22 protein-coding genes and 1 riboswitch are annotated in these 24,906 nt (G+C 64.1%); of the genes, 16 read left to right on the top strand and 6 right to left on the bottom strand.

What is annotated here, in order from left to right; translation table 11 throughout:
* Nucleotides 1-17 precede the first annotated feature (17 nt).
* Together JNE37_RS09675 and JNE37_RS09680 are read left to right on the top strand one after the other, a co-directional pair.
* Nucleotides 18-923, top strand: coding sequence for a sugar ABC transporter substrate-binding protein (locus JNE37_RS09675; protein WP_203066093.1), 906 nt, complete (start codon nt 18-20; stop codon nt 921-923).
* Between the two features lie 71 nt (nt 924-994).
* A complete protein-coding gene (locus JNE37_RS09680) occupies nt 995-2,122 on the top strand; it encodes a Gfo/Idh/MocA family protein (protein WP_203066094.1) in 1,128 nt (375 codons plus the stop codon).
* Between the two features lie 36 nt (nt 2,123-2,158).
* On the opposite strand, the gene JNE37_RS09685 is transcribed toward JNE37_RS09680, so the two are convergent.
* The 5 genes from JNE37_RS09685 to JNE37_RS09705 all read right to left on the bottom strand — a co-directional run bounded on the left by JNE37_RS09685 (nt 2,159) and on the right by JNE37_RS09705 (nt 8,058).
* Nucleotides 2,159-3,124 carry a DMT family transporter gene (locus JNE37_RS09685; protein WP_203066095.1) on the bottom strand — a complete coding sequence of 322 codons (966 nt, stop codon included), beginning with the start codon at nt 3,122-3,124 and terminating at the stop codon, nt 2,159-2,161.
* A gap of 111 nt (nt 3,125-3,235) precedes the next feature.
* A riboswitch (FMN riboswitch) is annotated at nt 3,236-3,380 on the bottom strand.
* 634 nt (nt 3,381-4,014) lie between these two features.
* Nucleotides 4,015-4,821, bottom strand: coding sequence for an ABC transporter permease subunit (locus JNE37_RS09690; protein WP_203066096.1), 807 nt, complete (start codon nt 4,819-4,821; stop codon nt 4,015-4,017).
* Nucleotides 4,821-5,762 (bottom strand): ABC transporter permease subunit, encoded by a 942-nt coding sequence (locus tag JNE37_RS09695; protein ID WP_203066097.1) that lies wholly within the window; start codon nt 5,760-5,762, stop codon nt 4,821-4,823. The genes JNE37_RS09690 and JNE37_RS09695 overlap by 1 nt, the downstream gene beginning before the upstream one ends.
* Nucleotides 5,759-6,901, bottom strand: coding sequence for an ABC transporter ATP-binding protein (locus JNE37_RS09700; RefSeq protein ID WP_203066098.1), 1,143 nt, complete (start codon nt 6,899-6,901; stop codon nt 5,759-5,761). The genes JNE37_RS09695 and JNE37_RS09700 overlap by 4 nt, the downstream gene beginning before the upstream one ends.
* Nucleotides 6,902-6,954: 53 nt before the next feature.
* Nucleotides 6,955-8,058, bottom strand: a complete 1,104-nt coding sequence (locus JNE37_RS09705; protein ID WP_203066099.1) for a polyamine ABC transporter substrate-binding protein — start codon at nt 8,056-8,058, stop codon at nt 6,955-6,957.
* Nucleotides 8,059-8,579: 521 nt separating this feature from the next.
* Here JNE37_RS09705 and JNE37_RS09710 point away from each other — a divergent pair.
* From JNE37_RS09710 to JNE37_RS09735, 6 genes are all read left to right on the top strand, one after another.
* Nucleotides 8,580-9,533, top strand: coding sequence for a pseudouridine-5'-phosphate glycosidase (locus tag JNE37_RS09710; protein ID WP_211200056.1), 954 nt, complete (start codon nt 8,580-8,582; stop codon nt 9,531-9,533).
* On the top strand, nt 9,530-10,444 hold the full coding sequence (locus JNE37_RS09715) for a carbohydrate kinase family protein (protein ID WP_203066100.1): 915 nt from the start codon (nt 9,530-9,532) through the stop codon (nt 10,442-10,444). The genes JNE37_RS09710 and JNE37_RS09715 overlap by 4 nt, the downstream gene beginning before the upstream one ends.
* Nucleotides 10,444-10,809: a DUF1304 domain-containing protein gene (locus JNE37_RS09720; protein ID WP_035094715.1), complete on the top strand. Its 366-nt coding sequence runs from the start codon at nt 10,444-10,446 to the stop codon at nt 10,807-10,809. The genes JNE37_RS09715 and JNE37_RS09720 overlap by 1 nt, the downstream gene beginning before the upstream one ends.
* Before the next feature lie 114 nt (nt 10,810-10,923).
* The gene (locus JNE37_RS09725; protein ID WP_203066101.1) at nt 10,924-11,409 is read left to right on the top strand and encodes a putative pterin-binding protein; all 486 of its coding nucleotides are present in this window, start codon (nt 10,924-10,926) and stop codon (nt 11,407-11,409) included.
* Between the two features lie 34 nt (nt 11,410-11,443).
* Nucleotides 11,444-13,768, top strand: coding sequence for a putative bifunctional diguanylate cyclase/phosphodiesterase (locus JNE37_RS09730; protein ID WP_052016009.1), 2,325 nt, complete (start codon nt 11,444-11,446; stop codon nt 13,766-13,768).
* Nucleotides 13,769-13,848: 80 nt separating this feature from the next.
* A complete protein-coding gene (locus JNE37_RS09735) occupies nt 13,849-15,195 on the top strand; it encodes an MFS transporter (RefSeq protein WP_203066102.1) in 1,347 nt (448 codons plus the stop codon).
* 10 nt (nt 15,196-15,205) lie between these two features.
* Here JNE37_RS09735 and JNE37_RS09740 read toward each other — a convergent pair whose 3' ends face one another.
* Complete coding sequence (locus JNE37_RS09740) at nt 15,206-15,397, bottom strand: hypothetical protein (protein ID WP_035037827.1); 192 nt, start codon at nt 15,395-15,397, stop codon at nt 15,206-15,208.
* Nucleotides 15,398-15,792: 395 nt separating this feature from the next.
* Here JNE37_RS09740 and JNE37_RS09745 point away from each other — a divergent pair, with 395 nt between their 5' ends.
* The 8 genes from JNE37_RS09745 (at nt 15,793) to JNE37_RS09780 (ending at nt 24,905) form a co-directional block, all read left to right on the top strand.
* Nucleotides 15,793-17,649: an ABC transporter permease gene (locus tag JNE37_RS09745; RefSeq protein ID WP_052152590.1), complete on the top strand. Its 1,857-nt coding sequence runs from the start codon at nt 15,793-15,795 to the stop codon at nt 17,647-17,649.
* 1 nt (nt 17,650) lies between these two features.
* Complete coding sequence (locus JNE37_RS09750) at nt 17,651-18,784, top strand: ABC transporter ATP-binding protein (protein WP_203066103.1); 1,134 nt, start codon at nt 17,651-17,653, stop codon at nt 18,782-18,784.
* A gap of 41 nt (nt 18,785-18,825) precedes the next feature.
* The gene (locus JNE37_RS09755; RefSeq protein WP_203066104.1) at nt 18,826-19,953 is read left to right on the top strand and encodes an ABC transporter substrate-binding protein; all 1,128 of its coding nucleotides are present in this window, start codon (nt 18,826-18,828) and stop codon (nt 19,951-19,953) included.
* 65 nt (nt 19,954-20,018) lie between these two features.
* A complete protein-coding gene (locus JNE37_RS09760) occupies nt 20,019-20,876 on the top strand; it encodes an inositol monophosphatase family protein (protein WP_203066105.1) in 858 nt (285 codons plus the stop codon).
* Nucleotides 20,873-21,685 (top strand): HAD family hydrolase, encoded by an 813-nt coding sequence (locus JNE37_RS09765; protein ID WP_203066106.1) that lies wholly within the window; start codon nt 20,873-20,875, stop codon nt 21,683-21,685. The genes JNE37_RS09760 and JNE37_RS09765 overlap by 4 nt, the downstream gene beginning before the upstream one ends.
* An 82-nt stretch (nt 21,686-21,767) precedes the next feature.
* Nucleotides 21,768-22,583 carry an inositol monophosphatase family protein gene (locus JNE37_RS09770; protein ID WP_203066107.1) on the top strand — a complete coding sequence of 272 codons (816 nt, stop codon included), beginning with the start codon at nt 21,768-21,770 and terminating at the stop codon, nt 22,581-22,583.
* A gap of 16 nt (nt 22,584-22,599) precedes the next feature.
* Nucleotides 22,600-23,226 carry a dual specificity protein phosphatase family protein gene (locus tag JNE37_RS09775; RefSeq protein ID WP_203066108.1) on the top strand — a complete coding sequence of 209 codons (627 nt, stop codon included), beginning with the start codon at nt 22,600-22,602 and terminating at the stop codon, nt 23,224-23,226.
* Between the two features lie 17 nt (nt 23,227-23,243).
* The gene (locus JNE37_RS09780) at nt 23,244-24,905 is read left to right on the top strand and encodes a Na/Pi cotransporter family protein (RefSeq protein WP_203066109.1); all 1,662 of its coding nucleotides are present in this window, start codon (nt 23,244-23,246) and stop codon (nt 24,903-24,905) included.
* The last annotated feature ends 1 nt before the right edge of the window (nt 24,906 follow it).

Consider the following 24,906-nt stretch of genomic DNA (forward strand, 5'->3'; position numbering starts at 1 on the left):
TTCTTAGGGAGGACCAAATGAAGAAGCTTCTGCTGGCAGGCGTTGCGCTTGCTGCCATGACTGCAGTCTCGTATGCGGCCGATACCTATGTCGTCGGCATGAAGGGCCCCGGCGCAGGCAACCCGTTCTGGGCTGCGGTCGAGAAGGGCGCCAAGGACAAGGGCGCCGAGCTCGGCGTCGATGTCGTGGTCGTCGCCCCGCCGGCCGAATCCGACGTCCAGGCCCAGATCACCCAGATCGAGGACCTCATCGCCCAGAAGGTTTCGGGCATCGCCCTCGCCCCCACCGATCCCAATGCGCTCGCCCCGGTCGTCGACGCCGCCAAGGCCGCCGGCATCCCGGTGGTGTTCGTGGATACCAAGGGCGTCAACGAGGGCGTGACCTTTATCGGCACCGACAATGCCGTGGGCGCCGCGCTCGCCGCCGATTTCATGTGCAAGAACCTGCCGCAGGGCTCGGAAGTGGCAATCCTGCAGGGCCTGATCTCCCAGTCCACCGGCCAGGCGCGTGCCGAGGGCTCCAAGAAGGGCCTTGAAGCCTGCGGCCTCAAGGTCGTGGCCGAGCAGACCGCCGAATGGGATCGCGCCAAGGGCCAGTCGGTGATGGAGAACATCCTCACCGGCAACCCCAACATCAAGGGCGTCTTCGCCTCCAACGACAACATGGCGCTCGGCGCCGTCGAGGCCCTCAAGGCCGCGGCCAAGCTCCAGGACGTGATGGTGGTCGGCTTCGACGCCAATCCGGATGCCGCCGCTTCGATCCTTGCCGGGGAAATGACCGCCTCCATCGCCCAGGCGCCGGGCAATATCGGCGGCTTCGGCGTGCAGGCGCTGGTTGACCTCAAGGCCGGCAAGACCATCGAACCGGTCATCGATACCGGCACGGTGCTGGTCACCAAGGACAATGCCGAGCAGTATAAGTAATTTGGGATTTCCCTCCCTGCCCACGCGCCCGGACTACGGCCCGGGCGTTTTCTTGACGGAGAGCTTTGCAAATGACGCAGACGATCGGCATCGGCCTTATCGGCACGGGCTATATGGGCAAATGCCATGCGTTGGCCTGGAATTCGGTCAAGGCCGTGTTCGGCAATGGCAGGCGACCGCGCCTCGTGCATCTGGGCGAGGTCACGGTCGAACTGGCGCGGCAAAAGGCCGAGGAATTCGGCTTTGAGCGCGCCACCGGCAATTGGCGCGACGTAGTCGCCGATCCCGAGGTCGAAGTCGTCTCGATCACCACGCCCAACCAGTTTCACGCCGACATGGCCATCGCCGCCCTCGAAGCGGGCAAGCATGTCTGGTGCGAAAAGCCCATGGCCGTCGCCTTCGCCGATGCGCAGCGCATGGCCGACGCCGCCCGTGCCTCGGGCAAGGTTGCGATGCTCGGCTACAATTACATCCAGAACCCGGCCATCCGGCATATCGATGCGCTGTTGCGCGACGGGGTGATCGGCCCGGTCAACCATGTCCGCGTCGAGATGGACGAGGATTTCATGGCCGATCCCGATGCCCTTTTCTACTGGAAGAGCGAAGCCTCGTCGGGCTATGGCGCCATCGATGATTTCGGCGTACACCCGCTTTCCCTCATCACCACGCTGCTGGGGCCGGTCGAGCGGGTCATGGCCAATATGTCAAAGCCCTATGCCGACCGTCCCGCCCGCGATGGCGGGCGGCGGAGCGTTGAAACCTACGACATCGCCTCGATCCTCATCGAGCTGCAAAACGGCGCCTCCGGCCTCATCGCCTTGAGCCGCACGGCCTGGGGCCGCAAGGGCCGCATCGCCGTGCAGATTTTCGGGGCCAAAGGCACCATTACCTACGATCAGGAGCGGCTCAACGAAGTGCAGGTCTATGTGACCAGCGACAAGCCGGCCGAGCAGGGTTTTCGGACCATCCTCACCGGCCCGTCCCATCCGCCCTATGATCGCTTCATTCCGGCGGCGGGGCACGGCCTGGGGTTCAACGACCTGAAAATCATCGAGGCGCACGAACTGCTCAAATCCATTGCCGGCCAGGAGGCCCGCGTCATCGATTTCGCCCAGGGGCTCGAGATCGAGCGGACTGTCCACGCCATGGCTCGCTCCCACCATGAGGGGCGCTGGGTGAACGTAGCCGAAAAAGGTTGACCCGCCCGCGACTATCGCGCGAACGGGTCGTTGTCGTCAGGCAGCCTGAAGGGAGCCGGTCTTGGAGCGACCGGTTTCCTGCCGCAGGATGAAGAGCGACGCGCCCATGATGAGCAGCGCGCCCGGCCAGAACAGCAGGCTCGGCACCTGGCTCAGCACGATCCAGGCAAGAATGGTGTTGATGGGGAGCTTCAGGTCATCGAAGGGCTGCAGGAAGGTGGCGTCGGCGACCTTGTAGGAGAGCGACAGGAAGTATTGCGCTCCGGCCGTCACCAGGCCCAGCAGCACGATGAACCACAGTGCGTCGCCGTCCGGCGGCATGAAATCGAAGCCGTTGGCGAGGCTGCCCGGCAGCACGCCGGGGAAGGCGGTGACGATGACGCCGAGGATGAGCCCGATCAGGAAGTGGTTGGGCGTGATCAGCACCAGCATGTAGAGCGTCAGCGATTCCGGCGCTTCCTCGCGGGCCAGCCACTTGGTCATCACCGAAACCGTGCCCCAGAGCGCCGCCGCGATGATCGGCAGGATCGAGGCCCAGGAGAAGCTCTCGGTACCGACGCCGGCCACGAGTACCGCGCCGATGAAACCGACAAGGGTGGCGAGCAGGCGCTGCGGCGTCACCTTCTCGCCCAGCACCAGCACGGCGCCGGCAATGATGAAGAAGGGCCCGGTCATCGAGAGCGCCACCATCTGCCAGACCGGCACGCCCGAGGCAAAGCCGAAGGCGAAGAACTGGACACCCAGGGCCGAGAGGAAAGCACGCAGCTCATGGGCGATGGGGTGGCGCGTCTTGAGTGCGCCAAAACCGATGCGCAGGATCAGCGGCAAGGCGAAGACGGTGGCGATGACATATTGCCAGAAGACCACCGCAGTCGAAGGCACGCCGAGCGTATAGGTGATGTAGGGGGTAAGCAGGTTAGTGACGGCAAAGGTAATGCCGGCGCCCAGCATATAGACCGCGCCCTGGATGGGCTGGTTGGTCGGGGAGGAAAGCTGGCTCAATTTCGATCCTTTCGTAAACCAGTTTCCTCAGGGTTTACGGGGGATCGAAGAGACCGACGGCAAAGCCCGGCGCGCGAAAACAGGCGCAAGGCGGCCGCAAGCCCAAAGCTCACCCGTTCTCTTTCATCCGGACTGTGACCGTCGGCTTCGGAATCGCACCGAAATCTGCTGACCCACCGAAGTGGCGCTCGCGGGCTAGGGAGCCAAGGCTTCCATTACCGCCGGTGGGGAATTTCGCCCCGCCCTGAGAACGTTATGTTCGTGCCGCCCGATCGAGCGACCCCTTAAAACTAGGAGATGTGCAGGCGCGGCGCAAGTTCGACTTGTTGCGCATATGTTGAACAAGGCGGAATGCATTGGCGAACGATGCGCTCCATGCAAAAGGGCCGCCCTTGCGGACGGCCCCCATGAGTTTTCAGGTCCTCATCTGACCCGGATCGCGGGAGCGATCCGAAAGGAGGGAGGATTTTATGCCGAGGGCTGCCCCGACACGAACACCATCACTCCAAGGCCTTCGAGAGCCATCTTCTCATTGGACATTGGATCACCTCCTTTGCGATTGGTTGAACATGACGTGAAGATGGAACCAATCGCGCCTTCGCGCAAGGGGTTCCGCGATCACGAATTTTTCGCGGTGAAGTGAGCGGCGGCGTGGGAGCAGCTAGACCGTCGAGCGCTAAATGTGCGATCCGGACATCCGTTATCGGCATTTCGGCCGTCGCCGCTGAGTAGCCTACGTACTCGATCTTCCCCGGCCGCAGAGCCGGGGCCCACGGATATCTCCACTCGGGTGGAGCGGTGCAATAGGCCCCGGGTCTTCGCCCGGGGGAGTGCGGTGGTGGGGATGGCTATTGGCTGATATGCGCCGCTATCGGTCGCTTTAGCAGTATCTACGCCTTGTTCGTCTTGGGCCGCGTCATCTGCAAGATCGTAGCCCCCAGCACGCCCAGCGAAACGATGCCGATGATGATCGTCGCCAGCGCGTTGACGTCCGGCGAGACGCCGAGGCGGATCTTGGAAAAGATCACCATGGGCAGCGTCGAAGAGCCGGGGCCGGAGACGAAGCTGGCGATGACGAGGTCGTCGAGCGAGAGCGTGAAGCCGAGCAGCCAGCCCGAGATCAGCGCCGGGGCGATGATGGGGAGGGTGATGTCGAAGAAGACCCGGGCCGGGGTGGCGCCGAGGTCCATCGCCGCTTCTTCGAGGCTCAAGTCGAGGTCCGCCAGCCGCGACTGCACCACCACGGTGATATAGGCCATGCAGAACGTGGTGTGGGCGATGGTGATGGTCGTCGCGCCGCGTCCCGAGGGCCAGCCGATGAGGCCTTCCATGGCCACGAACAGCAGCAGCAGGGAAAGGCCGGTAATGACGTCGGGCATGACCAACGGCGCCGAGACCATGCCGGCCAGGGCCGTGCGGCCGCGGAAGCGGCGGAAGCGGACGAGCGCCACGGCACAGAGCGTGCCCAGCACCAGTGCGATGCTGGCCGAGGTGGCGGCTATCTGCAGCGAGAGCCAGGCGGCGCCCAGCATCTGCGGGTCGGCGAAGAGCTCGCCATACCATTTGAGCGAGAAGCGCGACCACACCGTCACCAGCCGGCTCTCGTTGAACGAGAAGACGACAAGCGAAACGATAGGCCCATAGAGGAAGGCGAAGCCGAGAACGGCGATGGTGGGAAGCAGCCAGCCGCGACGCATCACTTCTTCTCCACAACGGCATTCTGCGCCCGCTGCATGAGCATGATGGGCACGACCACCACGACCAGCATGGCAATGGCGACCGCGGCGGCGCGCGGCCAGTTGGTGTTGGCGAAGAATTCGTCCCATAGGACGCGGCCGATCATGAGCGTACCGGGGCCGCCGAGCAGGGACGGGATGACGAATTCGCCGATGGCCGGAATGAAGACCAGCATGGAGCCGGCGATGATGCCGGGCATGGAGAGCGGCAGCGTGATCGAGAGGAACGTGCGGAAGGGGCGCGCGCCCAGATCCGCCGAGGCTTCGAGCAGGGCGCCGTCCAGCTTCACCAGCGTCGTATAGAGCGGCAGGATCATGAAGGGCAGGTAGGAATAGACGATGCCGACATAGACGGCGAAATCGGTCTGCAGCATCACGATGGGCTGGATGCCGAAAAGCCCGAGGAAGTTGTTGATGACGCCATTGCCGCGCATAAAACCGGTCAGCGCATAGACGCGCAGCAGGAACGAGGTCCAGAACGGCAGGATGACCAGCATCAGCAGGATGTTGCGCCAGCGGTCGGACGAGCGCGCGATGAAATAGGCCATCGGATAGCCGATGAGCAGCGCGAACGCCGTCGAGATCGCCGCGATCTTGATCGAGTTGAGATAAGCGGCGATGTAGAGGTTGTCCTGAAAGAGCTTCAGGTAATTGGAGAGGTGCAGCGTCAGTTGCACCGTGCCGTTTTCCCCGAAGCTCAAAAGGCTCGAATAGGGCGGGCGGCCGAACTGCTTGGTCGAAAGCGAAATGCCGAAGACTACGGCCAGCGGAATGAGGAAGAAGATCACGAGCCACAGGAGCGGCGGCAGGATCACCGTCCAGCGGCCGGTGACGCCGCGCTCCTTCAAGCGCCGCAGGCCCTTCCAGGGCTTTACCTCGGGGAGCGCGCCGTGGACGCTCATACGGTCAACACGGAACCCGCGCCTCCGCTCCACTGCGCGTAGACTTCCTCGTCCCACTTGATGGCGTTGGGGTCGCCGCGCTCGGCATTGGCCTTGGTGACGCGCAGATATTTGCCGCTGTCGAGCTTGACCTGGAAAACGCTCATGTCGCCGAGATACGCGATGTCCTCGACAATCCCCTTGGTGATGTTGGCGTCGCCCTCGGGCTTTTCGCGGGTCAGGGTAATCTTTTCGGGGCGGATGGCGTACCAGAGGATCTGGTCGGGCGCGCAGTCGACGCCGTGGTCGACATAGATGTCGCAGCCGGCTTCGGCCGAGCGGATGCGCACATGGTCGGCCTCGTCCTCGGTGACGATGCCCTCGAACATGTTCACCGAGCCGATGAAGCCTGCGACGAAGCGCGAATTGGGGAATTCATAGACATCGGTGGGCTCGCCGATCATGGCGATCTCGCCCTGGTTCATCACCCCGATGCGGGTGGCCAGGCTCATCGCCTCTTCTTGGTCGTGGGTGACCACGATGAAGGTGACGCCCAGCGTTTCCTGGATCTTGACCAGCTCGAACTGGGTTTCCTCGCGCAGCTTCTTGTCGAGCGCGCCGAGGGGTTCGTCGAGCAGCAGCAGTTTGGGGCGCTTGGCGAGGGCGCGGGCGAGGGCCACGCGCTGGCGCTGGCCGCCGGAAAGCTGGTGCGGACGGCGCTGGGCATAGGGCTCGAGCTTGACGAGGTGCAGCAATTCGGCGACGCGCGCCGCGATCTCGTCCCTGGGCAGGCCTTCGCGCTTCAAGCCATAGGCTATGTTCTTCTCCACGCTCATATGCGGAAAGAGCGCATAGGACTGGAACATCATGTTGACGGGGCGCTTGTAGGGCGGCACCCCGGTCATGTCCTGGCCGTCGATCTCGATGGAGCCGGAGGTCGGCTCCTCAAAGCCGGCGAGCATGCGCAACAGCGTCGACTTGCCGGAGCCCGATCCGCCCAGAAGGCAGAAGAGTTCGGACTTGTAGATATCGAGCGACACATCGGCGACGGCGGCGACGTCACCGAACTTCTTGGTGACGTTCTTGATGCGCACGAACGGCTTGGCGTTCGGATCGCGCCAGGGGCGCGTGTCGACGGCGAGCTGGGGCTTCTTGGCCATTTGCGGACTCTTCAAAGACGTGAGGGGCGGTTCGCACCGCCCCCGTTTGGCTCTTACTGGCCGGTTTTGATGCGGGTCCAGGTGCGGGTCAACACTTCTTCGTATTCAGGCGAATGCGCCGTCATCACGAAGGCCTTGGCCAAGACATCGGCGGGCGGATAGATGCCCGGATTGTTCTTCACCTCGTCATCCACGAACGGCAGGGCCTTCAGGTTCGGGTTGGCGTAGAACACGTAGTTGGTGATGGCCGCCACGATTTCCGGTTCCATGATGAAGTTGATGAACTTCAGGGCATTTTCCGGGTGCGGCGCGTCCGCCGGGATGGCGAGGAAGTCGAAGAGCGTCGCGGCGCCTTCCTTGGGGATGATGTAGTTGACCTCAACGCCCTGGTTGGCCTGCTTGGCGGCATCGGCGGCGATGAACACGTCGCCCGAATAGCCCAAGGCCAGGCAGATTTCGCCATTGCCCAGGTCGTCGATGTACTGGGACGAGTGGAAGTAGCGGATATAGGGCTTGATCGAGGTCATCAGCGCCTCGGCCTTGGCCAGGTCTTCCTCGCTCTCCGAATTGGGGTCGAGCCCGAGATAGTGGAGCGCGATGCCCATCACTTCGGACGGGCTGTCGAGCACGGCGATGCCGCACGAGGCCAGCTTTTCCGCGTTTTCCGGCTTGAACAGCAGGTCCCAGCTATCGAGCGCGACGCCGTCGCCGAGCGCGGCCTTGGCCTTGGCGACGTTGTAGCCCAGGCCGATCGTGTTGATCATGTAGGGCACGGAATGGGCGTTGTCCGGGTCGAATTCGGTCGCCGCCTGCATGATGGCCGGGTCCATGTTGACCAGGTTGGGCAGCTTGGACTTGTCGAGCGGCAGCAGCAGGCCGGCCTTGACCTGGCGCTGCAGGAAATTGCCCGAGGGCACGACGATGTCGTAGCCGGAATTGCCCGCCAGGAGCTTGGCGTCCACGATCTCGTTGCTGTCATAGACGTCGTAATTGACCTTGATGCCGGTCTCCGCCTCGAACTTGGCGATGGTGTCGTCGGCGATATAGTCGGACCAGTTATAGACGTTGACGACGTTTTCCTGGGCCAGGGCCGGCAGGGTGAGGGCTGGCGCGGCAACCGCGAGGGCGCCGAGAGCCAGAATGAGATGTTTGTTCATTCGGACAGCTCCTAAGTCTGGGGCACGTTCCCGCAGGGTTCCGTCCCCGCGGTCTTTTTCTCTCATTGCTTGCCGGGTGGAGAGGGCACCCGGTTGGGTCCGCGGGGTCTGCGCCCGCGATCAGGAGGCTCTTGTCACGGCGCCCCTCCGGGGGCGCGCATCCGTCGGGCGACAAAAGGCCAAGACCGCGCCGGTGCGCACGAACAGGGCGGCGCGACGCTGAACAGCGGTGTGCAATGAAAAGCGGCGCGAAACTGCGCCGGGAAAACTGTCGCTGGCAATGGACCCGCTGGCGGGCGCATATCGATCCAAAGGAGCAATTGGATCAACGGATGTCTGGTGCAGCGAAGTGGACCTTTTTCTCTAGAACGGGCGCACGTTAGAGCGGATTTTCTGTGGCGACAAGGACTGGCGGGCCGAATTTTGTGGGGGGCTTGACCATTGTGTCCGGCGGGCCTCTATAAGCGCAAAACCGGACCGCGGACAGTGGGTCCGGACGCTCTTGACGAAGGATCATTCCCGTGACCGCCAAGTCCTATCTCTCGATCAGCCCCGAGGTCAAAGCCGCGCTCGCCGCCGGCAAGCCGGTCGTGGCGCTGGAATCGACCATCATCACCCACGGCATGCCCTATCCGCAGAACCTTTCCATGGCCCAGAACGTGGAAAAGGTGATCCGCGACAATGGCGCAGTGCCGGCCACGATCGCCATCATGGACGGACGCTTCGCTGTCGGTCTCACCAGCGAGGATCTGGAGCGGCTGGCGCTCGAGGGCGGCAAGGCGGCTAAAGCCTCGCGGCGCGACGTTGCGGCGCTTCTCGTGACGGGCGGTCTCGCCGGCACGACGGTTGCCACCACCATGCAGATCGCCGCGCTCGCCGGTATCCAGGTCTTCGCTACCGGCGGCATCGGCGGCGTGCATCGCGGCGCCGAGGAGACCTTCGATATTTCGGCCGATCTCGAAGAGCTTTCGCGCACGCCGGTTGCCGTCGTCTGCGCGGGCGCGAAGTCGATCCTCGATATCGCCAAGACGCTCGAGGTGCTGGAGACCAATGGTGTGCCCGTGCTTGGCTACGGCACCGATCAGTTCCCGGCCTTCTGGGCGCGCGAAAGCGGGCAGAAGGTCGATCATCGCTTCGATGACGTCAGGGATATCGCCAAGGTCGTGGCGCTCCAGACCGAGCTCGGCATGGGCGGCGTGCTCGTCGCCAACCCGATCCCGGCCAAGGATGCCCTCGAGGCCTCTGCCATCGAGGCGCGCATTGCCGAGGCCATCAAGGGCGCCGAGGCCGAAAACGTCTCGCGCAAGGACCTGACCCCGTTCCTCCTCAAGCGCATCTTCGAATTGACGGAAGGCAAGAGCCTCGCCGCCAATATCGCGCTGGTCGAGAACAACGCCGCGGTTGCCGCGCAGATCGCCGTGCAGCTTGCCGCCATGGCGCCCAAGGCCTCGTCGGCTCAGGTTCGCCGCGCATGACGCCAGCCGCCGGGGGCAAGGTCCTCGTCGTCGGCGACGTCATGACCGACATCATCGTCAAGCCCGAGGGGCCGCTCAATCGCGGCTCCGACCGGCGTGCGGCCATCCGCTCGCGCCCCGGCGGGTCGGGCGCCAACCAGGCGGTCTGGCTTGGGGCGATGGGTGCCGATGTTCGGTTCGTCGCCCGGGTCGGCGCCGAGGACAGAGCGCGCCTCGAAAACTATTTCCGCGGCTTTTCGGTCGAGCCGATGCTCGTTGCCGATCGGGAGCACCCTTCGGGCGTCCTCGTCACCATTGTCGATCCGGATGGCGAGCGCAGCTTCCTCACCGATCGCGGCGCCAACCTTGAACTGTGCACCGACGATCTGCCCGAAAGCCTATTGGATGGCGTCGGGCTCGTTGTCGTCTCCGGCTATTCCTTCTTCGCTCCCGGTCCGCGCGCGGCGGTTCGCAGGCTTTTCGCGCTGGCGCGCTCGCGCGACATAAAGGTCGCCGTGGATCCGGCCTCGGTCGGTTTTCTCCATGAGGTCGGGGTCGGCAATTTCCTCGACTGGACCGATGGCGCCTCGATCCTCTTTGCCAATGATGCCGAAGCCCTGGCGCTTTCGGGCTATCACGACAGCGTCTCGCAGATGGCGATGCTCGGCCAGCGCTTCGAGCGCGTCGTCATCAAGCGCGGGGCGCTGGGCGCTGTCATCGGCACGCGAGACGGCATCAACATCGACCTGCCGGCGCCCAGGGTGCCGGTGGTCGATTCCACCGGGGCGGGCGACGCCTTCGCCGCCGGCTTCATCGCCGCGCAATTGCGCGGGGCCGACGAGACCGCTTGCCTAAAAGCCGGGATCGCAGCAGGCTCCGAGGCAGTCAAGGTCATCGGCGGGCAGCCGGTGCGGGTGAGCGGAGGCAGCTAGTGGATATTGCGGCGAAGATCCTGGTGGGGCTGGTGGCCCTGCTTCACGTCTACATCCTCGTCCTCGAGATGTTCCTCTGGACGCAGGAGTCGACCCGCAAACGGTTCGGGACGAGCGCGGAATTCGCCGCCTCCACCCGCGCGCTCGCCGCCAATCAGGGGCTCTATAACGGGTTCCTCGCCGCAGGCCTCATCTGGGGCCTGGTGCATCCGGACCATGCCATCGGCGTCCAGGTCCAGATATTCTTCCTCGTCTGCGTGATGGTGGCCGGCATCTACGGATCGCTGACCGCCAAGCGCTCGATCCTTTTCGTGCAGACGGTGCCGGCGGCGCTCGCGCTACTTCTGGTCCTGCTCGCCGGATAAACGGGCCTGTTCAAAGACCATTTCTTCGCAATCGCCAGGCGGGCGGTTTAGCCTTATTAACTACGCATGAATGTGTTTTAGAGCACATTTGGCGGCGAAGAGGACCCACATACCATGTTTAAAACCACAAGCTTATCAGCCTTTATCGTTGTAGCGGCGGCAGCGGCGACTTTTGCCTTCCCAACGCTCGCCGCCGACGACCTGCCCAAGCTCAAGGTAACCAGCGCGGCCGGCTCGGTTACCTATGATCGTGATCAGCTTGAGAAGATGGGCATGGTCTCGATCAAGACCACGACGCCCTGGAACGAAGGCGTCATCGACTTCGAGGGCGTTCCGCTCGAAAAACTGCTCAAGGAAGCAGGCGCCTCGGGCGAGACCGCAACTGTTACGGCGCTCAATGATTATAGCGTCGACATTCCCACGTCGGACTTCTACGAATTCGGCACGATCCTGGCCATCAAGCGGAACGGCGAATACATGCCGGTCGATGATCAGGGCCCGTTCTTCGTGATGTATCCGTTCGACAGCAACCCCGTGCTGCAGGGACAGCCCTATCACGGTCGTGCGGTCTGGCAGGTCAAGGAGATCAGCGTCGAATAACCAGACAACCGGCCGACTGAGCTAGTTGTTAGCCATGAAGCCCTCCACCATCCGCATATTGCGGATAGCCCTAGCGATCGTAATCGTCGGATTTATCGCGTCAGCGGGCTACACATCTCTTCTGGTTTTCCAGCGGCAGACGGCGCTCAAGGACGTCGGCCGCGGTAACGTCAACTGGCTTGTCGCGCAGGGACCGGCAGAGTTCGCGCGGCTGCAGCAACGCATCAGCGAATACCAGATCGCGGACAGTCCCGTGGACGCGGCCGAGGTCAAGCTGCGTTACGACATCATGATGAACCGCCTCAAGACGCTCAAGAGCGACGAGATCAGCAAGTTCATCAATGCCAGCAAGCGCAATGTCGATACAGTGGCCGATCTCGAGCGGGTGCTCAAGGAAGTCGAGGCGCAGCTCGATACGCTTGGCGATCCGGGCGTGGCCACGCGGCTCCTCGCCATCATGGAGCCGGTCTATCCCAAGCTTGCCCGGCTCTCTGCCGACGCCAATGTCTGGAACGCGCAGCGCATTGCCGACGATCGCGAAGGCCTCTTCCGGCTGCAATGGGTCTTTACCCTCGTTGCCGGCGGCCTCATCCTCTGCGGCTGTATTTTCGTGGCCCTGCTGCTCTTCCACAATCGGCTGCTCAAGCGCACGCAGGAGCAATTGCACGACCAGGACATCGCGCTCCAGACGCAGAACGACCGCTTCAACGCGGCGCTCAACAACATGTCCCAGGGCCTTTGCCTGCTCGATGCCGAGCGGCGGGTCATCGTCTACAACAAGCGCTTCCTCGAACTCCTGAAGCTCGATCCCGATCGCGTCGCGCCGGGCACGCCGCTGAGCGAGATCGTGGCGCCCGAACTCCTGCCGCAGAGCCTCGATCTTGCGATCGCCGATGGCGAGGATGGCGACGAGACGGAAACGCCGATCATGCCCGGCGAACGCATCCATCGGTTCGACGGCATGGTGCTGGCGGTGACCCACGCACCGATGGTCGGGGGCGGGTGGGTGTCGACCTTCGAGGACGTCACCGAGCGGCAGCGCACGCAGGATCATATCGTCCACATGGCGCATCACGATGCGCTGACGGGCATGCCCAACCGGCTGCTATTCTGGAAGAGCGCCCAGCAGGCCACGCGCCGGCTGCAGAATTCGGGCCAGCCCTTCGCCATCCTCTATCTCGATCTCGACCGGTTCAAGGAAGTCAATGACAGCCTCGGGCACCCCGTGGGCGACGCATTGCTGCGCCAGGTGGCCGACAGCCTGCGCAGTTCCGTCTCGGCGCCCGATATCGTGGCGCGGCTCGGCGGCGACGAGTTCGCCGTGCTCCATCGTTGCGTCGACAATTCGCTGGCCAGCACGACCGAACTTGCGGCCCGGCTGCTGCGGGCGATCAACCGGCCTTATCTCATCGACGGCAACGAGATCGTCATCAGCACCAGCATCGGCGTGGCCGTGGCGCCGCGCGACGGGCGCGATACCGACGAGCTGATGAAGAATGCCGACCTGGCGCTCTATCGCGCCAAGGCCGAGGGCAGCAGCACGTTCAATTTCTTCGCTCCTGAAATCGAGGCGGCGCTGCAGGTGCGGCGCAAGCTCGAGGCCGATCTGCGGCGCGGCATCGAGCTGGAACAGTTCGAGCTCTATTTCCAGCCGCTGGTTTCCCTCAGCACGCGCCGCGTGGTGAGCGGTGAAGCGCTGATCCGGTGGCATCATCCGGAGCGCGGCATGATCTCGCCGGGGGAGTTCATTCCGCTGGCCGAGGAAACCGGGCTCATCAACGCGCTGGGCGAATGGGCCCTGCGCCGGGCGCTGGGGCAGGCTCGCGACTGGCCGAGCGGCGTGCGGGTATCGGTCAATCTCTCTCCCGTGCAGTTCCGTGAACCGGGGCTGCCGGAGCTGATCAAGCGCGTGCTGGAGGAAACCGGCTTCCCGTCCAACCGGCTTGATCTCGAAATCACCGAATCCGTGCTGCTGCAGAACAACATCACCAATCTCGATGCCCTCCACCGCTTGCGGGCGCTGGGCCTGCGGATCGCGCTCGATGACTTCGGCACCGGTTATTCTTCGCTCAGCTACCTGCAGCGCTTTCCGTTCGACAAGCTCAAGATCGACCAGAGCTTCGTGCGCGACCTCGAAAGCCGGCCGGAAAGCGTGGCTATCATACAGTCGATCACTAACCTCGCGCGCAATCTCAAGATGGCGACGACCGCCGAAGGCGTCGAGACGCTGGCGCAGGTCGATATCGTGACGGCAGCCGGCTGCACCGAGGCACAGGGCTATTATTTCAACCGGCCAATGCCCGAGGCTGATTTCCGCGCGCTGATCGGCAAGGAGAACAGGGAGCTCAGCCTGGTCTAGCCGGTGCTCCCCCGGACATTGACATTGGCGGGCGGGGCCTTAGCCTCCCCCATCCGCAGCAAGCCGCAGGTGATGCAGCCATGAGTCCGTTCCATCAGATTCTAGGCAACAACCTCGTTGCGAATATCACGAACTTCACCGTGTGGTTCGCGCTGACCTTCTGGATCTTCATCGAGACCCAGTCGGTCTTTGCGACGGGCATGGTGGCAGGCATCTATCTCGTCTTCACCGCAGCCTTCGGCTTCTGGTTCGGCAGCATTGTCGATCACAATCCCAAGCGCCTCGCCATGTTGGGTTCGAGCGCAGTCTCGCTGGGCTTTTACGCTCTCTCGCTGATCATGGTTGTGCTTGAGCCAAAGGGCGCCTTCACCGATCCCTACGGCGCCTATCTCTGGGGCTTCGTGCTGCTGGTCATGCTGGGCGTCATTGCCGGAAACATCCGCAGCATCGCCCTGCCGACGCTGGTCACCATCCTCATTCCCGAGGATCGGCGCGACAAGGCCAATGGGCTCGTCGGCATGGTGACCGGCATCGGCTTTCTCACCACCTCGGTCATCAGCGGGTTCCTCGTCGCTTTTGGCGGCATGCTGGCCGTGCTGGTGCTCGCGCTGGCCTTTTCCGCTCTCGCCTTCGCGCATCTGAGCTTCGTCAGGATCGACGAAGGCCGGAGCGGGCCTTCAGGCGCCGACGCGCCTCAGGCGGGCAAAGTCGATATCGCCGGGACGATCAGGGTCATCGCGGCGGTGCCGGGGCTTTTCGCGCTCATCTTCTTTGCCACCTTTAACAATTTCCTCGGTGGCGTCTTCATGGCGCTGCTCGATGCCTATGGGCTCTCGCTGGTTTCGGTGGAGGTCTGGGGCCTGATGTTCGGCGTACTTTCGACCGCGTTCATCCTCAGCGGCATCGTCATTTCCAGGACAGGGCTGGGGCGCAATCCGGTCAAGACGCTGCTCATGGTCAACGTCATCACCTGGACAGTCTGCTGCCTCTTCACCCTCCAGTCCTCGATCTGGCTGCTGGCGGCGGGCTGTTTCATCTGGATGTTGCTCGGCCCCTATGCGGAGGCCGCCGAGCATACGACGCTGCAGAAGGTGGTGCCGCTCGAACGGCAGGGACGAGTCTTCGGCTTCGCCCAATCGGTCGAACAGGCGGCGTCTCCGCTCACCGCTTTCCTCATCGGTCCCTTGACCCAGTTCGTGGTCATTCCGTTCATGACAGATGGCGCGGGAGCCGACCTCATCGGCAGCTGGTTCGGCACCGGCCCGAGCCGGGGCATCGCCCTGGTCTTCACCCTGGCGGGCCTTGTCGGGCTCACGGTCACGATATTGGCCTTCAATTCGCGCTATTATCGCCAGCTGTCGGCAGCCTATGCCGATGGCCCGGACGATGACGATCCGGGCGGCATGCCGGAGGCCAGGCCGGCTTGAGGCGAAGCTCTCAGTCCTCGCCCGATGCGTAGGCGGGCCGGCTGCGCTGATAGGCCAGTTCGACGGAGATCTCTACGGCGTGCTCGATGGCCGCGCGCAGCTCGTCGCTGCGCTTGTCCCGTGGCAACGCCGCAAGCGTCTGCTCCAGTCGATCCTGGATATGCAGGTAAGCGGCCCGATGCGGTTGCAGATAAATAATCATTGGCGTCCCTGACGAGCCCCTGGCAAGACCCTAGCCACCGCGCCTTCAGATCGACCTAACCGCATCCCCGCAATTTTATGAGTCCTGCCGCAAAACGTAGGTTTTCCTCCTTACACGCCCGTTGCACGCGTGTGCGATATTGTGAAACCTGATGTGCAATCCGTATCAAAAGAGTCCGGGAAATCCTGTTTTGCACTCCTGTGCAATTTGTCATTGACAGATGCGGCAAGCGCAGGGATGAATATCAGGACTGAACGGGCGACCGGCTACGAGTCGCTTTGTGCGGGATGGGTAATAGCCTGGCCGCATCGGTATGAGGGAGGAACTGGCATGCAGGGCAATCGTCCTTGGGCAGCGGCCGTTATCGGGGCCATTATTGCGGGTGACCTGCAATAATGAGCGCTGAGCAGACCCGCATCGAGGCCAATCGCCGGCAGCTGGTTTCGGCAGCCAATTCCACCTCGCGCTGGAACCGTTTCGTCTATGCCTTGCGCATAGCCGTGCGCGAGCCGACGACGATCATCGGCATCCTTGCCGCGCTGCTGTTCCTCTACCTCATCATCGTGCCGATCGTTTCGATGCTCTCGGATGCGGTGCTGGTGCAGTTCGGTGAGGAGCGCAGGGCAGGCGGTCCCGCCGGCACGTTCACCTCCTATTACCTGGCGCGTGCCTTCACCTCGCCGGTGGCGTCGGACCTGTTCTGGACGCCGCTGCTCAATACGCTCTCGGTGGCGTTGGGTTCGATCGTGCTTTCGGTCCTGATCGGCGGCAGCCTCGCCTGGCTGCTCAGCCGCACCGACATGTTCGCCCGCCGCTGGTTCGCCACGGCCCTCATCGTGCCCTATATGCTGCCTGCCTGGACCTTTGCGCTGGCCTGGACGACGCTCTTCAAGAACCGCACGACGGGCGGGCAGCTCGGCTGGTTCGAGGCCATGGGGCTGACCCCGCCGGACTGGCTGGCCTACGGACAGTTCCCCATCACCATCATCCTCTCGCTGCACTACGCGCCCTTCGTCATCCTGCTCTTCGGCAATGCCCTGCGGCGCTTCGATTCCCAGCTCGAGGATTCCGCCCGCATCCTCGGCGCCAAACCCTCGACCGTGGCGATGAAGATCGTGCTGCCGCTGATGCTGCCCTCGCTGCTCTCGGCCATCATCCTCATCTTCGCCAAATGCCTGGGTGAGTTCGGCGTCGCCTATGTCCTCGGCCTCCCGGTCAAGTTCGACGTGCTGGCGACCTCGCTCTACCGCAATATTTCCTCGCGCCATGTCGGGGTGGCGGCGGTGCTCGCCGGCTCGATCATGCTTATCGGCATCATCTCGCTCATGGTCGATGCCAAGCTGGTCAAGGAAGCGCGCCGCTTCGTCACCATCGGCGGCAAGGGCTCGATGAACCGTAAGGCGCAACTGGGCATCTTCCGCATGCCGGCCAGCGCTTTCGCCGCGCTGGTCTTCGCGCTCAGTGTCGGCCTGCCCATCCTCACGCTTGCGCTTTCGACCGTGATGAAGGCGCCGGCCCAGTTCACGCCGGAAAACTTCACCCTCGACTACTGGATCGGCACCGACCTCCATACCGTCGCCCTGCAGACCGGCATTCTCCTCAGCCCCGACCTCTGGAATGCGGCCTGGAACAGCCTCTCGATCGTGGGCGTCGCTTCGATCACCTCCGGGATCCTCGGCCTGCTGGTCGGCTATGTCGTGGTGCGCACGCCTATCCGTCCGCTCGGCGTCTTCCTGCGGCAGGTGACGTTCCTGCCTTACCTCGTGCCCGGCATCGCCTTCGCCACCGCCTATCTCTCGCTCTTCGCCGTGCCGCGCGGCCCCATTCCGGCGCTCTACGGCACCGTCTTCATCCTCATGCTGGCGCTCATCGCCGAGCAGATGCCCTATGCCTCACGCGCCGGCATCTCGGCCATGATGCAGCTCGGCAAGGATCCGGAAGAGGCGGCGCAGGTTGCAGGTGCGGGCTGGTTCCGGCGGCTCATCACCATCGTGCTGCCCATCCAGAAGGGCTCGCTCGCGACCGGCATCCTGCTGCCGTTCATCTCGGGCATGAAGGGGCTTAGCCTCTTCGTCATCCTCGCCGTGCCCAGCACCGACGTCCTGACGACGTTCTCGCTGCGGCTCGTCGACTATCACTACACGCAGGCGGCCAACGCCGTGGTGCTGATCGTGGCGGCGATCGCCTATTTCGGCACCGTGCTGGGCCAGAAACTCACCAAGACCAATCTCGCTGAAGGACTGGGTGGCTGACATGCCGACGATCAATCTTCGCAATGTCGAAAAGAGCTACGGGGGCAATGCCGCCAATGCGGTAAGCGACCTCGATCTCGAGATCGGCGACGGCGAGTTCATGTGCCTGCTTGGCCCCTCGGGCTGCGGCAAGACCACGACGCTGCGGATGATCGCCGGGCTCGAACACCTGTCGGGTGGCGAGATCCAGGTCGGCGAGCGCAAGGTGGATTCGGTCCATGCCGGTATTTTCATCCCGCCCGAAAAGCGCGAGATGGGCCTGGTCTTCCAGAGCTACGCGCTCTGGCCGCACCTCACCATCGAGCGCAATACCGATTTCGGCCTGCGCCTGCGCAAGGTGCCCAAGGCGGAGCGCGAGGAGCGGGTCGAGAAGGTCATGCGCACGCTCGGCATCGAGCAATACCGCAACCGCTATCCGTCCCAGCTCTCGGGTGGTCAGCAGCAGCGCGTGGCTCTGGCCCGCATGCTGGCGGTCAACCCGGAAGTGCTGCTGCTCGACGAGCCGCTTTCCAACCTCGACGCCCGGCTGCGCCTCGAAATGCGCGCCGAGCTCAAGCGGCTCCACAACGAGTTCAAGACCACTATCGTCTTCGTGACCCACGACCAGTGGGAGGCCATGACGCTCGCCACCACCATTGCGGTGATGAGCGAGGGCCGGCTGCAGCAGGTCGGGACGCCCAACGATATCTACGATCGTCCTGCCAACCGGTTCGTCGCCGAATTCGTCGGCAATCCGCCGATCAACATTCTGGAGCTGGAAGGCGCAGCCTCCAACGGCCTGGGCAAGGCCATGCGGAGCTACCTCTCCGAGCGCTTCCCGGCGCTCCACGATATCGCTTCGCTCGGCGTGCGGCCCGAGGCGGTGCGCTTCACGACCGATGCGAGCGAAGTGCGCGAGGGAAGCTTCAGCGCGCCCGCCCATGTCGCGGGCATCCTGCCGACAGGCGGCAGCTGGATCATCGAGATGGTCACGCATGGCCACAAGATCTTCGCGGTGACCCACGAGTCGCCCGATATCGCGGCCGGTGCGGACGTCACGCTCTGGATCAAGCCGAAGGCGCTCCATGCCTTCGACGGCAAGGGAAATCGCAACGAGTCGGCGGACGCGGCTTTCTGCCCGCCCAAGGCTCGCTGAGCAAATCATCAGGCGAAAACGCCACACGGAGGAGGAAGACGATGACGACCAATGGGAGGATCGGGCGCGGGGCTCTGGGGGTAGCGGTCGCTACCCTGATGCTGGCCATGTCACCCGCCCTGCATGCCGAAGATTTCAGCCTCGACGCGCTGATCGAAGCGGCCAAGAAGGAAGGGCCGATCGGGGTCTATGATTCCACCGGCAAGATCGTCGAGCAGGCGGAGAATTTCAGCAAGAAATACGGCCTGCAGGCGACCGGCACCAAGGTCAAGGCTACCGCTTCGGTCGAAATGGCCATCCGCGAGGGGCAGGCCAAGAACATCCAGGGCGACGTGCTGATCCTCACCGATCCGCCGTCCAGCATCGTGCAGCTCATTCCACAGGGTTTCGCGGAGAGCTGGCTGCCGCCTGACCTCGCCGACAAGATTCCCGTCGAGTACCAGAACCCGCTCATCATCACCAATAGCGGCAACGTCTGGGCCTATAATACCGAGGTCTACGACAAGTGCCCGGTGTCCAACATGTGGGAGCTGACCGAGCCCAAGTGGAAGGGCAAGGTGGCCATGCAGGACCCGCTCGGCAAGACGTCCTATGACGACTGGTTCAACCAGATGGCGACCCATGCCGACGACAAAGTTGCGGCCGCCTATCAGGACTATTTCGGCAAGGCGCTCGAAACCGACGAGGCTTCCGCGACTGCCGCCTGGGTCAAGGCGCTCGCGGCCAATTCCCCGCTCCTGACCGATGCCGACGAAGCGGCGGCGCAGGCTGCCGGCGCCCCGGGCCAGAAGGATCCCTTCATGGCGCTGATCTCCTCGGCCAAGTTCCGCGACAACGAGGCCAGCGGCTACAAGCTCGGCCTCTGCACCGGGCTCAAGCCCTGGGCCGGCTGGCTCTACCCGGGTGTCGGTCTCATCGCGACGGGCACCAAGAGCCCGAACACGGCAAAGCTCTTTCTCCACTACATGATGACCGAGGAAGGCATCGCTCCGCAGTCGGCCGACGGCAAGATGTCGACCAACCAGGACGTGAAGCTCCCGGCGGACGAGCCGTCGGGCATCGGCGCCGCACTCGACCAGATGTTCACCTACAACGCGGCCACCGCGGCCGACGATTGGGATGCGCGCCAGGATTGGCAGGACTTCTGGCGGGTCAACTACAAGAAGTAGGCCGGCCATCTGCCGGAGGCGGGGACCCTGCCTGCCTCCGGCATCTCATCTCTCAAGGACAGTCGATGACCACCCCTTCTCAATCCATCCAGTTGCGACAGGTCGCCGAAAAGGCGGCACGCCTTGGCGGTGATCCGCTGCTGGGCGTGTTCCGGTCGGGAATGGATTACGGCTACCAGCGCGATCGCCACGATATCGTCACCGAGCACGACCGGGCGTCGGAAGCGCGGATCATTGCTGCCATCACCGGGGCAGTGCCGGATTCGACCATTATCGGGGAAGAGGGCGGGGAGGTCGGCACCGGCCGCGTGCGGTGGTATGTCGACCCCATTGACGGAACCTCGAACTTTGCCCGCGGCATTGCCAATTGGTGCGTATCGATCGGTGCCGCCATCGGCGAGGAGCTGGTGGCAGGGGTCATCTATGATCCGGTTGCCGGCAACATGTTCGCCGCCGACCTTGCGACAGTGACGCTCAATGGCACGCCGATCCGCGTGAATGCGGAAGCCGAGCAGCACCGTGCGGTGCTCCTCACGGGCTTTCCCAATACCAAGCACACGCGGCTCTTCGGGCGCCAGGCGCTCGATGCCTATGACGAATTGCTCGACGCGTTCCTCGCCATCCGCACACTGGGGAGCGGGGCGCTCAATCTCGCCCATGTCGCTGCCGGCTGGAGTGACGCGGCGATGGGCTTTCGCACCAATTCCTGGGATGTGGGCGCCGGGGCCTTCATCCTCGAGCGGGCCGGCGGGCGCTATTTCGGCTTCCGCGACGGCGTTCCGACGACGCCCGGATTTCTCATGCCGGACTATATCGCCGTGGGGCGCGACAGCGCCTACCCCGTGCTTGCGGCCGTGATGGCGCGGCTGACGGACGGCACGGCCAATGATCGTATTCTTTCCAAGGAGGCTTTGGGCTCATGACCGATAACAGGCGCGTACCGACCGGCCGGGTCTGCCGGCCCCAGGCCTTGCTGCTCGATTTCGGCGGCGTGATCGTCCTCACCAGGAAGAACCCGAACTGGGCGTCCAATCTCGCCGCCCATGTCTTCGGCCTGCTCGAAAAGGCCTCGGCGACCGACGGGCTCACGCCCGAACTCATCACCGAGGACATCAAGGCCGGCAGCATTGCGGATTCGCACTGGAAGAACGCCATGTCGCGTCCGATGGCGCCGCGCGAGCTGCGCTACGAGGAGTTCTGGGGCGATTTCGTCGCCGCCGACTGGCCGGGCAAGGCGCGCGACGTTGTCGTCGCCGATGCCAAGGAGCTCTGCCGCGTGATGGGCCACATGCGTTCTGTCCGCGAGCTGCGCAACGGCCTTCTCGATCTGCTCGACGCTGCCGACGCGGCGGGCGTCCCAGTCGGCATCGTCAGCAATGCGCTCTCGGGGCAGGTGCATCTCGATATTCTGGCCGAGCACGGCCTTACCCATCGCTTCGCCGTCGAGGTGCACAGCGATGCCGTAGCGCTGCGCAAACCCAATCCCGACATGATCCGCATCGCGGCCGATCGGCTCGGCGTGCCGGTCAGCGCGTGCTGGTATGTAGGCGACAATTTCGACCGCGATGTGCTCTGCGGCATCCGGGCAGGGGTGGGGGGCAACATCCTCATGGAAGCGCCCAAGACCTACGACCTGCCCTATGACCTGCGCGTGCGGCCGGATGCCATCGTCGCCGATCCGCGCGGCCTTCTCGACCTCTTCACCGAAGCCCTCAAGGCGAGCGCCGCCTGATGCGGTCCGCGCCTGCAAGCAAGCACATTGACCAGATTGCACACCTGTGCAATCTGGCGCCGGTCACCACTGGATTGATATCATGAGTGCCATCGCTCCCATTTCCCCTCACGACGAGGCCGTCGTTCTGCGCGCGCAGTTCTGCCAGGACCTGGCGCTTTCGGCCGGCGCCATTGCGCGGCAGGCTTTCGCCGAAGGCGAGGGGCGGCCGGTGGGGCTCAAGGGACCGCAGGATTTCCTCACCGAAACCGATGCCGCCGTCGAACGTCACATCCGCGCCCGCGTAGCGGAAGCCTTCCCCGAGGATGGCTTCCTTGGCGAGGAATCGGGCGGCAGCACGCAGGGAAACAGCGTCTGGGTGGTCGACCCCATCGACGGCACCGCCAATTTCGCCCGCTCCATCCCGCATTTCTGCATCTCGATCGCCTATGTGCTCAATGGTGAGGTGGAGCTTGGCGTGGTCTACAATCCCGCGCTCGAAGAACTCTACTTTGCCCGCAAGGGGCTTGGCGCGACGCGCAACGGCAAGCCCATCCGCGTTGCCGACACCCGCCGCTACGATGCCGCCTGCGTCGAGTTGGGCTGGTCGACGCGCGTGCCGAACGCCACCTATCTGCAGGTGCTCTCCGACATTCTCGAACAGGGCGCCAATGTCCGCCGGGCGGCCTCGGGAGCCCTTGCGCTCGCCTATGTCGCCGACGGGCGGTCGGACGCCTATGTCGAACTTCACATGCATCCCTGGGATTGCCTTGCCGGGCTTCTCCTGGTGCGCGAGGCTGGCGGGGTGACTGCGCCCTTCCTTGAACTTGATGGCCTTGCCAAGGGCGGCGCGGTCCTGGCGGCGGCCCCGGCCATTGCCGAGGGCATCAGCCGCGCCACCCGCATCCCGTTTCTCTGAACCTACGGACTATCCCATGGACGCTCCCCGCTATGATCGGCCCCCGATCAGCCTGATCGAAAGCGACATCCACCCTTACGGCATCTCGCTTTATGTCGGTGGCATGGAGGGCGCGAGCGACCTTGACCTGCTCAAGGCCAGCGGCATCAGCACGGTGGTCAACTGCGCGGTCAATCTCGATTTCAACTATGTCAGCGAGCCGCTCTCCCCGGTCGAGCAGCCGATCGACTACGGCTATGGCGATATCCGCTACTACAAGCTCGGTCTCATCGATGGCCCCGGCAACCCGGAGACCATGTTCGTGGCGGGCTATTACCTGCTGCGCGGCGCGCTCGATCAGGTCCTGCCCGAGCGGCATACCTATCCGCGTCGCGAGCGCGGCAATGTGCTGGTCAATTGCCGCGGCGGGCGCAGTCGTTCGGTGGCGCTGACCGCGCTCTTCCTCCACCTCCAGCTCCCCGATCGCTATCCGCGCCTCGAAGATGCGCTCGACCGGGTGCGCGAAAAGCGCGAGCTGCGTCGCGACGAATGGTTCGAGACGCCCAAGCCCATGCTGGTGGACTCCATCCGCCGCGCCGCGCGTTGGGTGCGCATGATCGAAAGCGACCGGAAGGATACCGCGCCGCTCCAAGCCGCTCTCTAGCGGGACGGGAGGGGCGGGTGGAATCGACGATCGTCCTCATCGATATCCTGGGGGCCGGTGCGCTGCTCATCTGGGGCCTGCGCATGGTCAAGACGGGCGTCACCCGTGCGTTCGGCGCGCAATTGCGCGTCTGGATCGGGCGCGGCACCGCCAACCGTTTCGTCTCCTTCTTCGCGGGCCTCTTCGCGACGCTCCTGCTGCAGAGCAGCACCGCCACCGCCATGATGACGGCATCCTTCGCCAGCCGCGAATTGCTGACCGGCGCCATGGGCCAGTCGGTGATGCTGGGCGCCAATGTCGGCACCAGCCTCGTCTCGGGCGTGCTGGCGCTCGACGTGCATTGGCTGGCCCCGCTCTTCGTTCTGGCCGGCGTCGCCGTCTTCAAGCTCAGCCAGGAAAGTCGCGGCAAGGGCATCGGCCGGGCCTTGCTCGGGCTCGGCCTCATGCTGGTTGCCCTACGGCTCCTCGGCGAAGCCACCGACCCGATCAGGCAGTCGACCACCATCGCACTCATCCTCAATGCCCTGGCCGGCGCCCCGCTCTTCGCCCTGATCCTTGCCGCGGGCCTCGCGGTCCTCGCCTCGTCGAGCCTGGCTGTCGTCCTGCTGGTCATGTCGCTGGCCTTGGCCGGCAACATGGATCACGGGCTGGCGCTGGTGCTGGTCGCCGGCGCCAATCTGGGCGGCGCGGTGCCCCCGCTCCTCGCCACCATGGGCGAGGGCGTGCTCGCCCGGCGCGTCACCGTTTCCAATCTCTGCGTTCGCGCCTTTGGCGCGCTGGCCGTGCTCGTCGCCGGCGGTCTCCTGGCACCGGCTCTTGCCGGCCTGGTCACCGATCCGGCCGGGTTCGTCGTCAGTGCCCATATCGGCTTCAACCTAGCGCTCTCGGTGCTGTTCCTGCCGCTGGTCGGGCCGCTGGCGCGGCTCTTCGCGCGGCTGATGCCCAACGTGGTCGATGCGCAGGGCGTCGGTCCGCGCTTTCTCGACAATGCCGTGCTCGACGATCCGGTCGTGGCCCTCTCTGCGGCCGCACGAGAAACGCTGCGCATCGGCGATACGGTCGTCGAAATGCTCGAAACCAGCCTGCGGACCCTGCGCTCGAACGACACCAAGGGCTGCGCCAGCGTCAAGCTGCTCGACGACAAGGTCGATACGCTCCAGGAGGCGGTAAAGATCTATCTCGCGCGCTTCACCAGCGTCGAACTCGATGAGGGCGAGATGCGGCGCGCCGAGGAAATCCTGAGCTATGCCATCAATCTCGAGCATATCGGCGATATCGTCGATCATGGCCTCAACGATCTCGCCGCCCGCAAGATCAAGGGGCGACTGACCTTCTCCGGCGAGGGTTTCCACGAGATCGAGGCCTTCTACGAAAAGACCATCGCCAACCTGCGCATTGCCCAGACCATCTTCATGTCGCGCGATGTCGAGCTGGCGCGGCGGCTGGTCGAGGTGAAGGTCGATATCCGCCGGCTGGAGCAAGAATCGGCCTCGCGCCATCTCGACCGCATCCGCCAGCGCCGTGCCGAAAGCATCGAAACCAGCACCCTCCATCTCGACATCCTGCGCGATCTCAAGCGCGTCAACGCCCACATCACTTCGGTCGCCTATCCGATACTGGACGAAGTCGGCCAGTTGCGCGAAAGCCGGCTGCGCTCGCTCGACAAGAAAGCCTCCTGAA

Source organism: Paradevosia shaoguanensis, from assembly GCF_016801025.1.
GTDB classification, from domain to species: Bacteria; Pseudomonadota; Alphaproteobacteria; order Rhizobiales; family Devosiaceae; genus Paradevosia; species Paradevosia shaoguanensis.

Excerpts from the sequence above, each read along its gene's own strand:
- JNE37_RS09675 (WP_203066093.1), top strand. The coding sequence starts at position 18 with ATGAAGAAGCTTCTGCTGGCAGGCGTTGCGCTTGCTGCCATGACTGCA.
- JNE37_RS09680 (WP_203066094.1), top strand. The coding sequence starts at position 995 with ATGACGCAGACGATCGGCATCGGCCTTATCGGCACGGGCTATATGGGC.
- JNE37_RS09690 (WP_203066096.1), bottom strand. The coding sequence starts at position 4,821 with ATGCGTCGCGGCTGGCTGCTTCCCACCATCGCCGTTCTCGGCTTCGCC.
- JNE37_RS09695 (WP_203066097.1), bottom strand. The coding sequence starts at position 5,762 with ATGAGCGTCCACGGCGCGCTCCCCGAGGTAAAGCCCTGGAAGGGCCTG.
- JNE37_RS09700 (WP_203066098.1), bottom strand. The coding sequence starts at position 6,901 with ATGGCCAAGAAGCCCCAGCTCGCCGTCGACACGCGCCCCTGGCGCGAT.
- JNE37_RS09705 (WP_203066099.1), bottom strand. The coding sequence starts at position 8,058 with ATGAACAAACATCTCATTCTGGCTCTCGGCGCCCTCGCGGTTGCCGCG.
- JNE37_RS09715 (WP_203066100.1), top strand. The coding sequence starts at position 9,530 with ATGACGCCAGCCGCCGGGGGCAAGGTCCTCGTCGTCGGCGACGTCATG.
- JNE37_RS09725 (WP_203066101.1), top strand. The coding sequence starts at position 10,924 with ATGTTTAAAACCACAAGCTTATCAGCCTTTATCGTTGTAGCGGCGGCA.
- JNE37_RS09730 (WP_052016009.1), top strand. The coding sequence starts at position 11,444 with ATGAAGCCCTCCACCATCCGCATATTGCGGATAGCCCTAGCGATCGTA.
- JNE37_RS09735 (WP_203066102.1), top strand. The coding sequence starts at position 13,849 with ATGAGTCCGTTCCATCAGATTCTAGGCAACAACCTCGTTGCGAATATC.
- JNE37_RS09740 (WP_035037827.1), bottom strand. The coding sequence starts at position 15,397 with ATGATTATTTATCTGCAACCGCATCGGGCCGCTTACCTGCATATCCAG.
- JNE37_RS09745 (WP_052152590.1), top strand. The coding sequence starts at position 15,793 with ATGAGCGCTGAGCAGACCCGCATCGAGGCCAATCGCCGGCAGCTGGTT.
- JNE37_RS09750 (WP_203066103.1), top strand. The coding sequence starts at position 17,651 with ATGCCGACGATCAATCTTCGCAATGTCGAAAAGAGCTACGGGGGCAAT.
- JNE37_RS09755 (WP_203066104.1), top strand. The coding sequence starts at position 18,826 with ATGACGACCAATGGGAGGATCGGGCGCGGGGCTCTGGGGGTAGCGGTC.
- JNE37_RS09760 (WP_203066105.1), top strand. The coding sequence starts at position 20,019 with ATGACCACCCCTTCTCAATCCATCCAGTTGCGACAGGTCGCCGAAAAG.
- JNE37_RS09765 (WP_203066106.1), top strand. The coding sequence starts at position 20,873 with ATGACCGATAACAGGCGCGTACCGACCGGCCGGGTCTGCCGGCCCCAG.
- JNE37_RS09770 (WP_203066107.1), top strand. The coding sequence starts at position 21,768 with ATGAGTGCCATCGCTCCCATTTCCCCTCACGACGAGGCCGTCGTTCTG.
- JNE37_RS09775 (WP_203066108.1), top strand. The coding sequence starts at position 22,600 with ATGGACGCTCCCCGCTATGATCGGCCCCCGATCAGCCTGATCGAAAGC.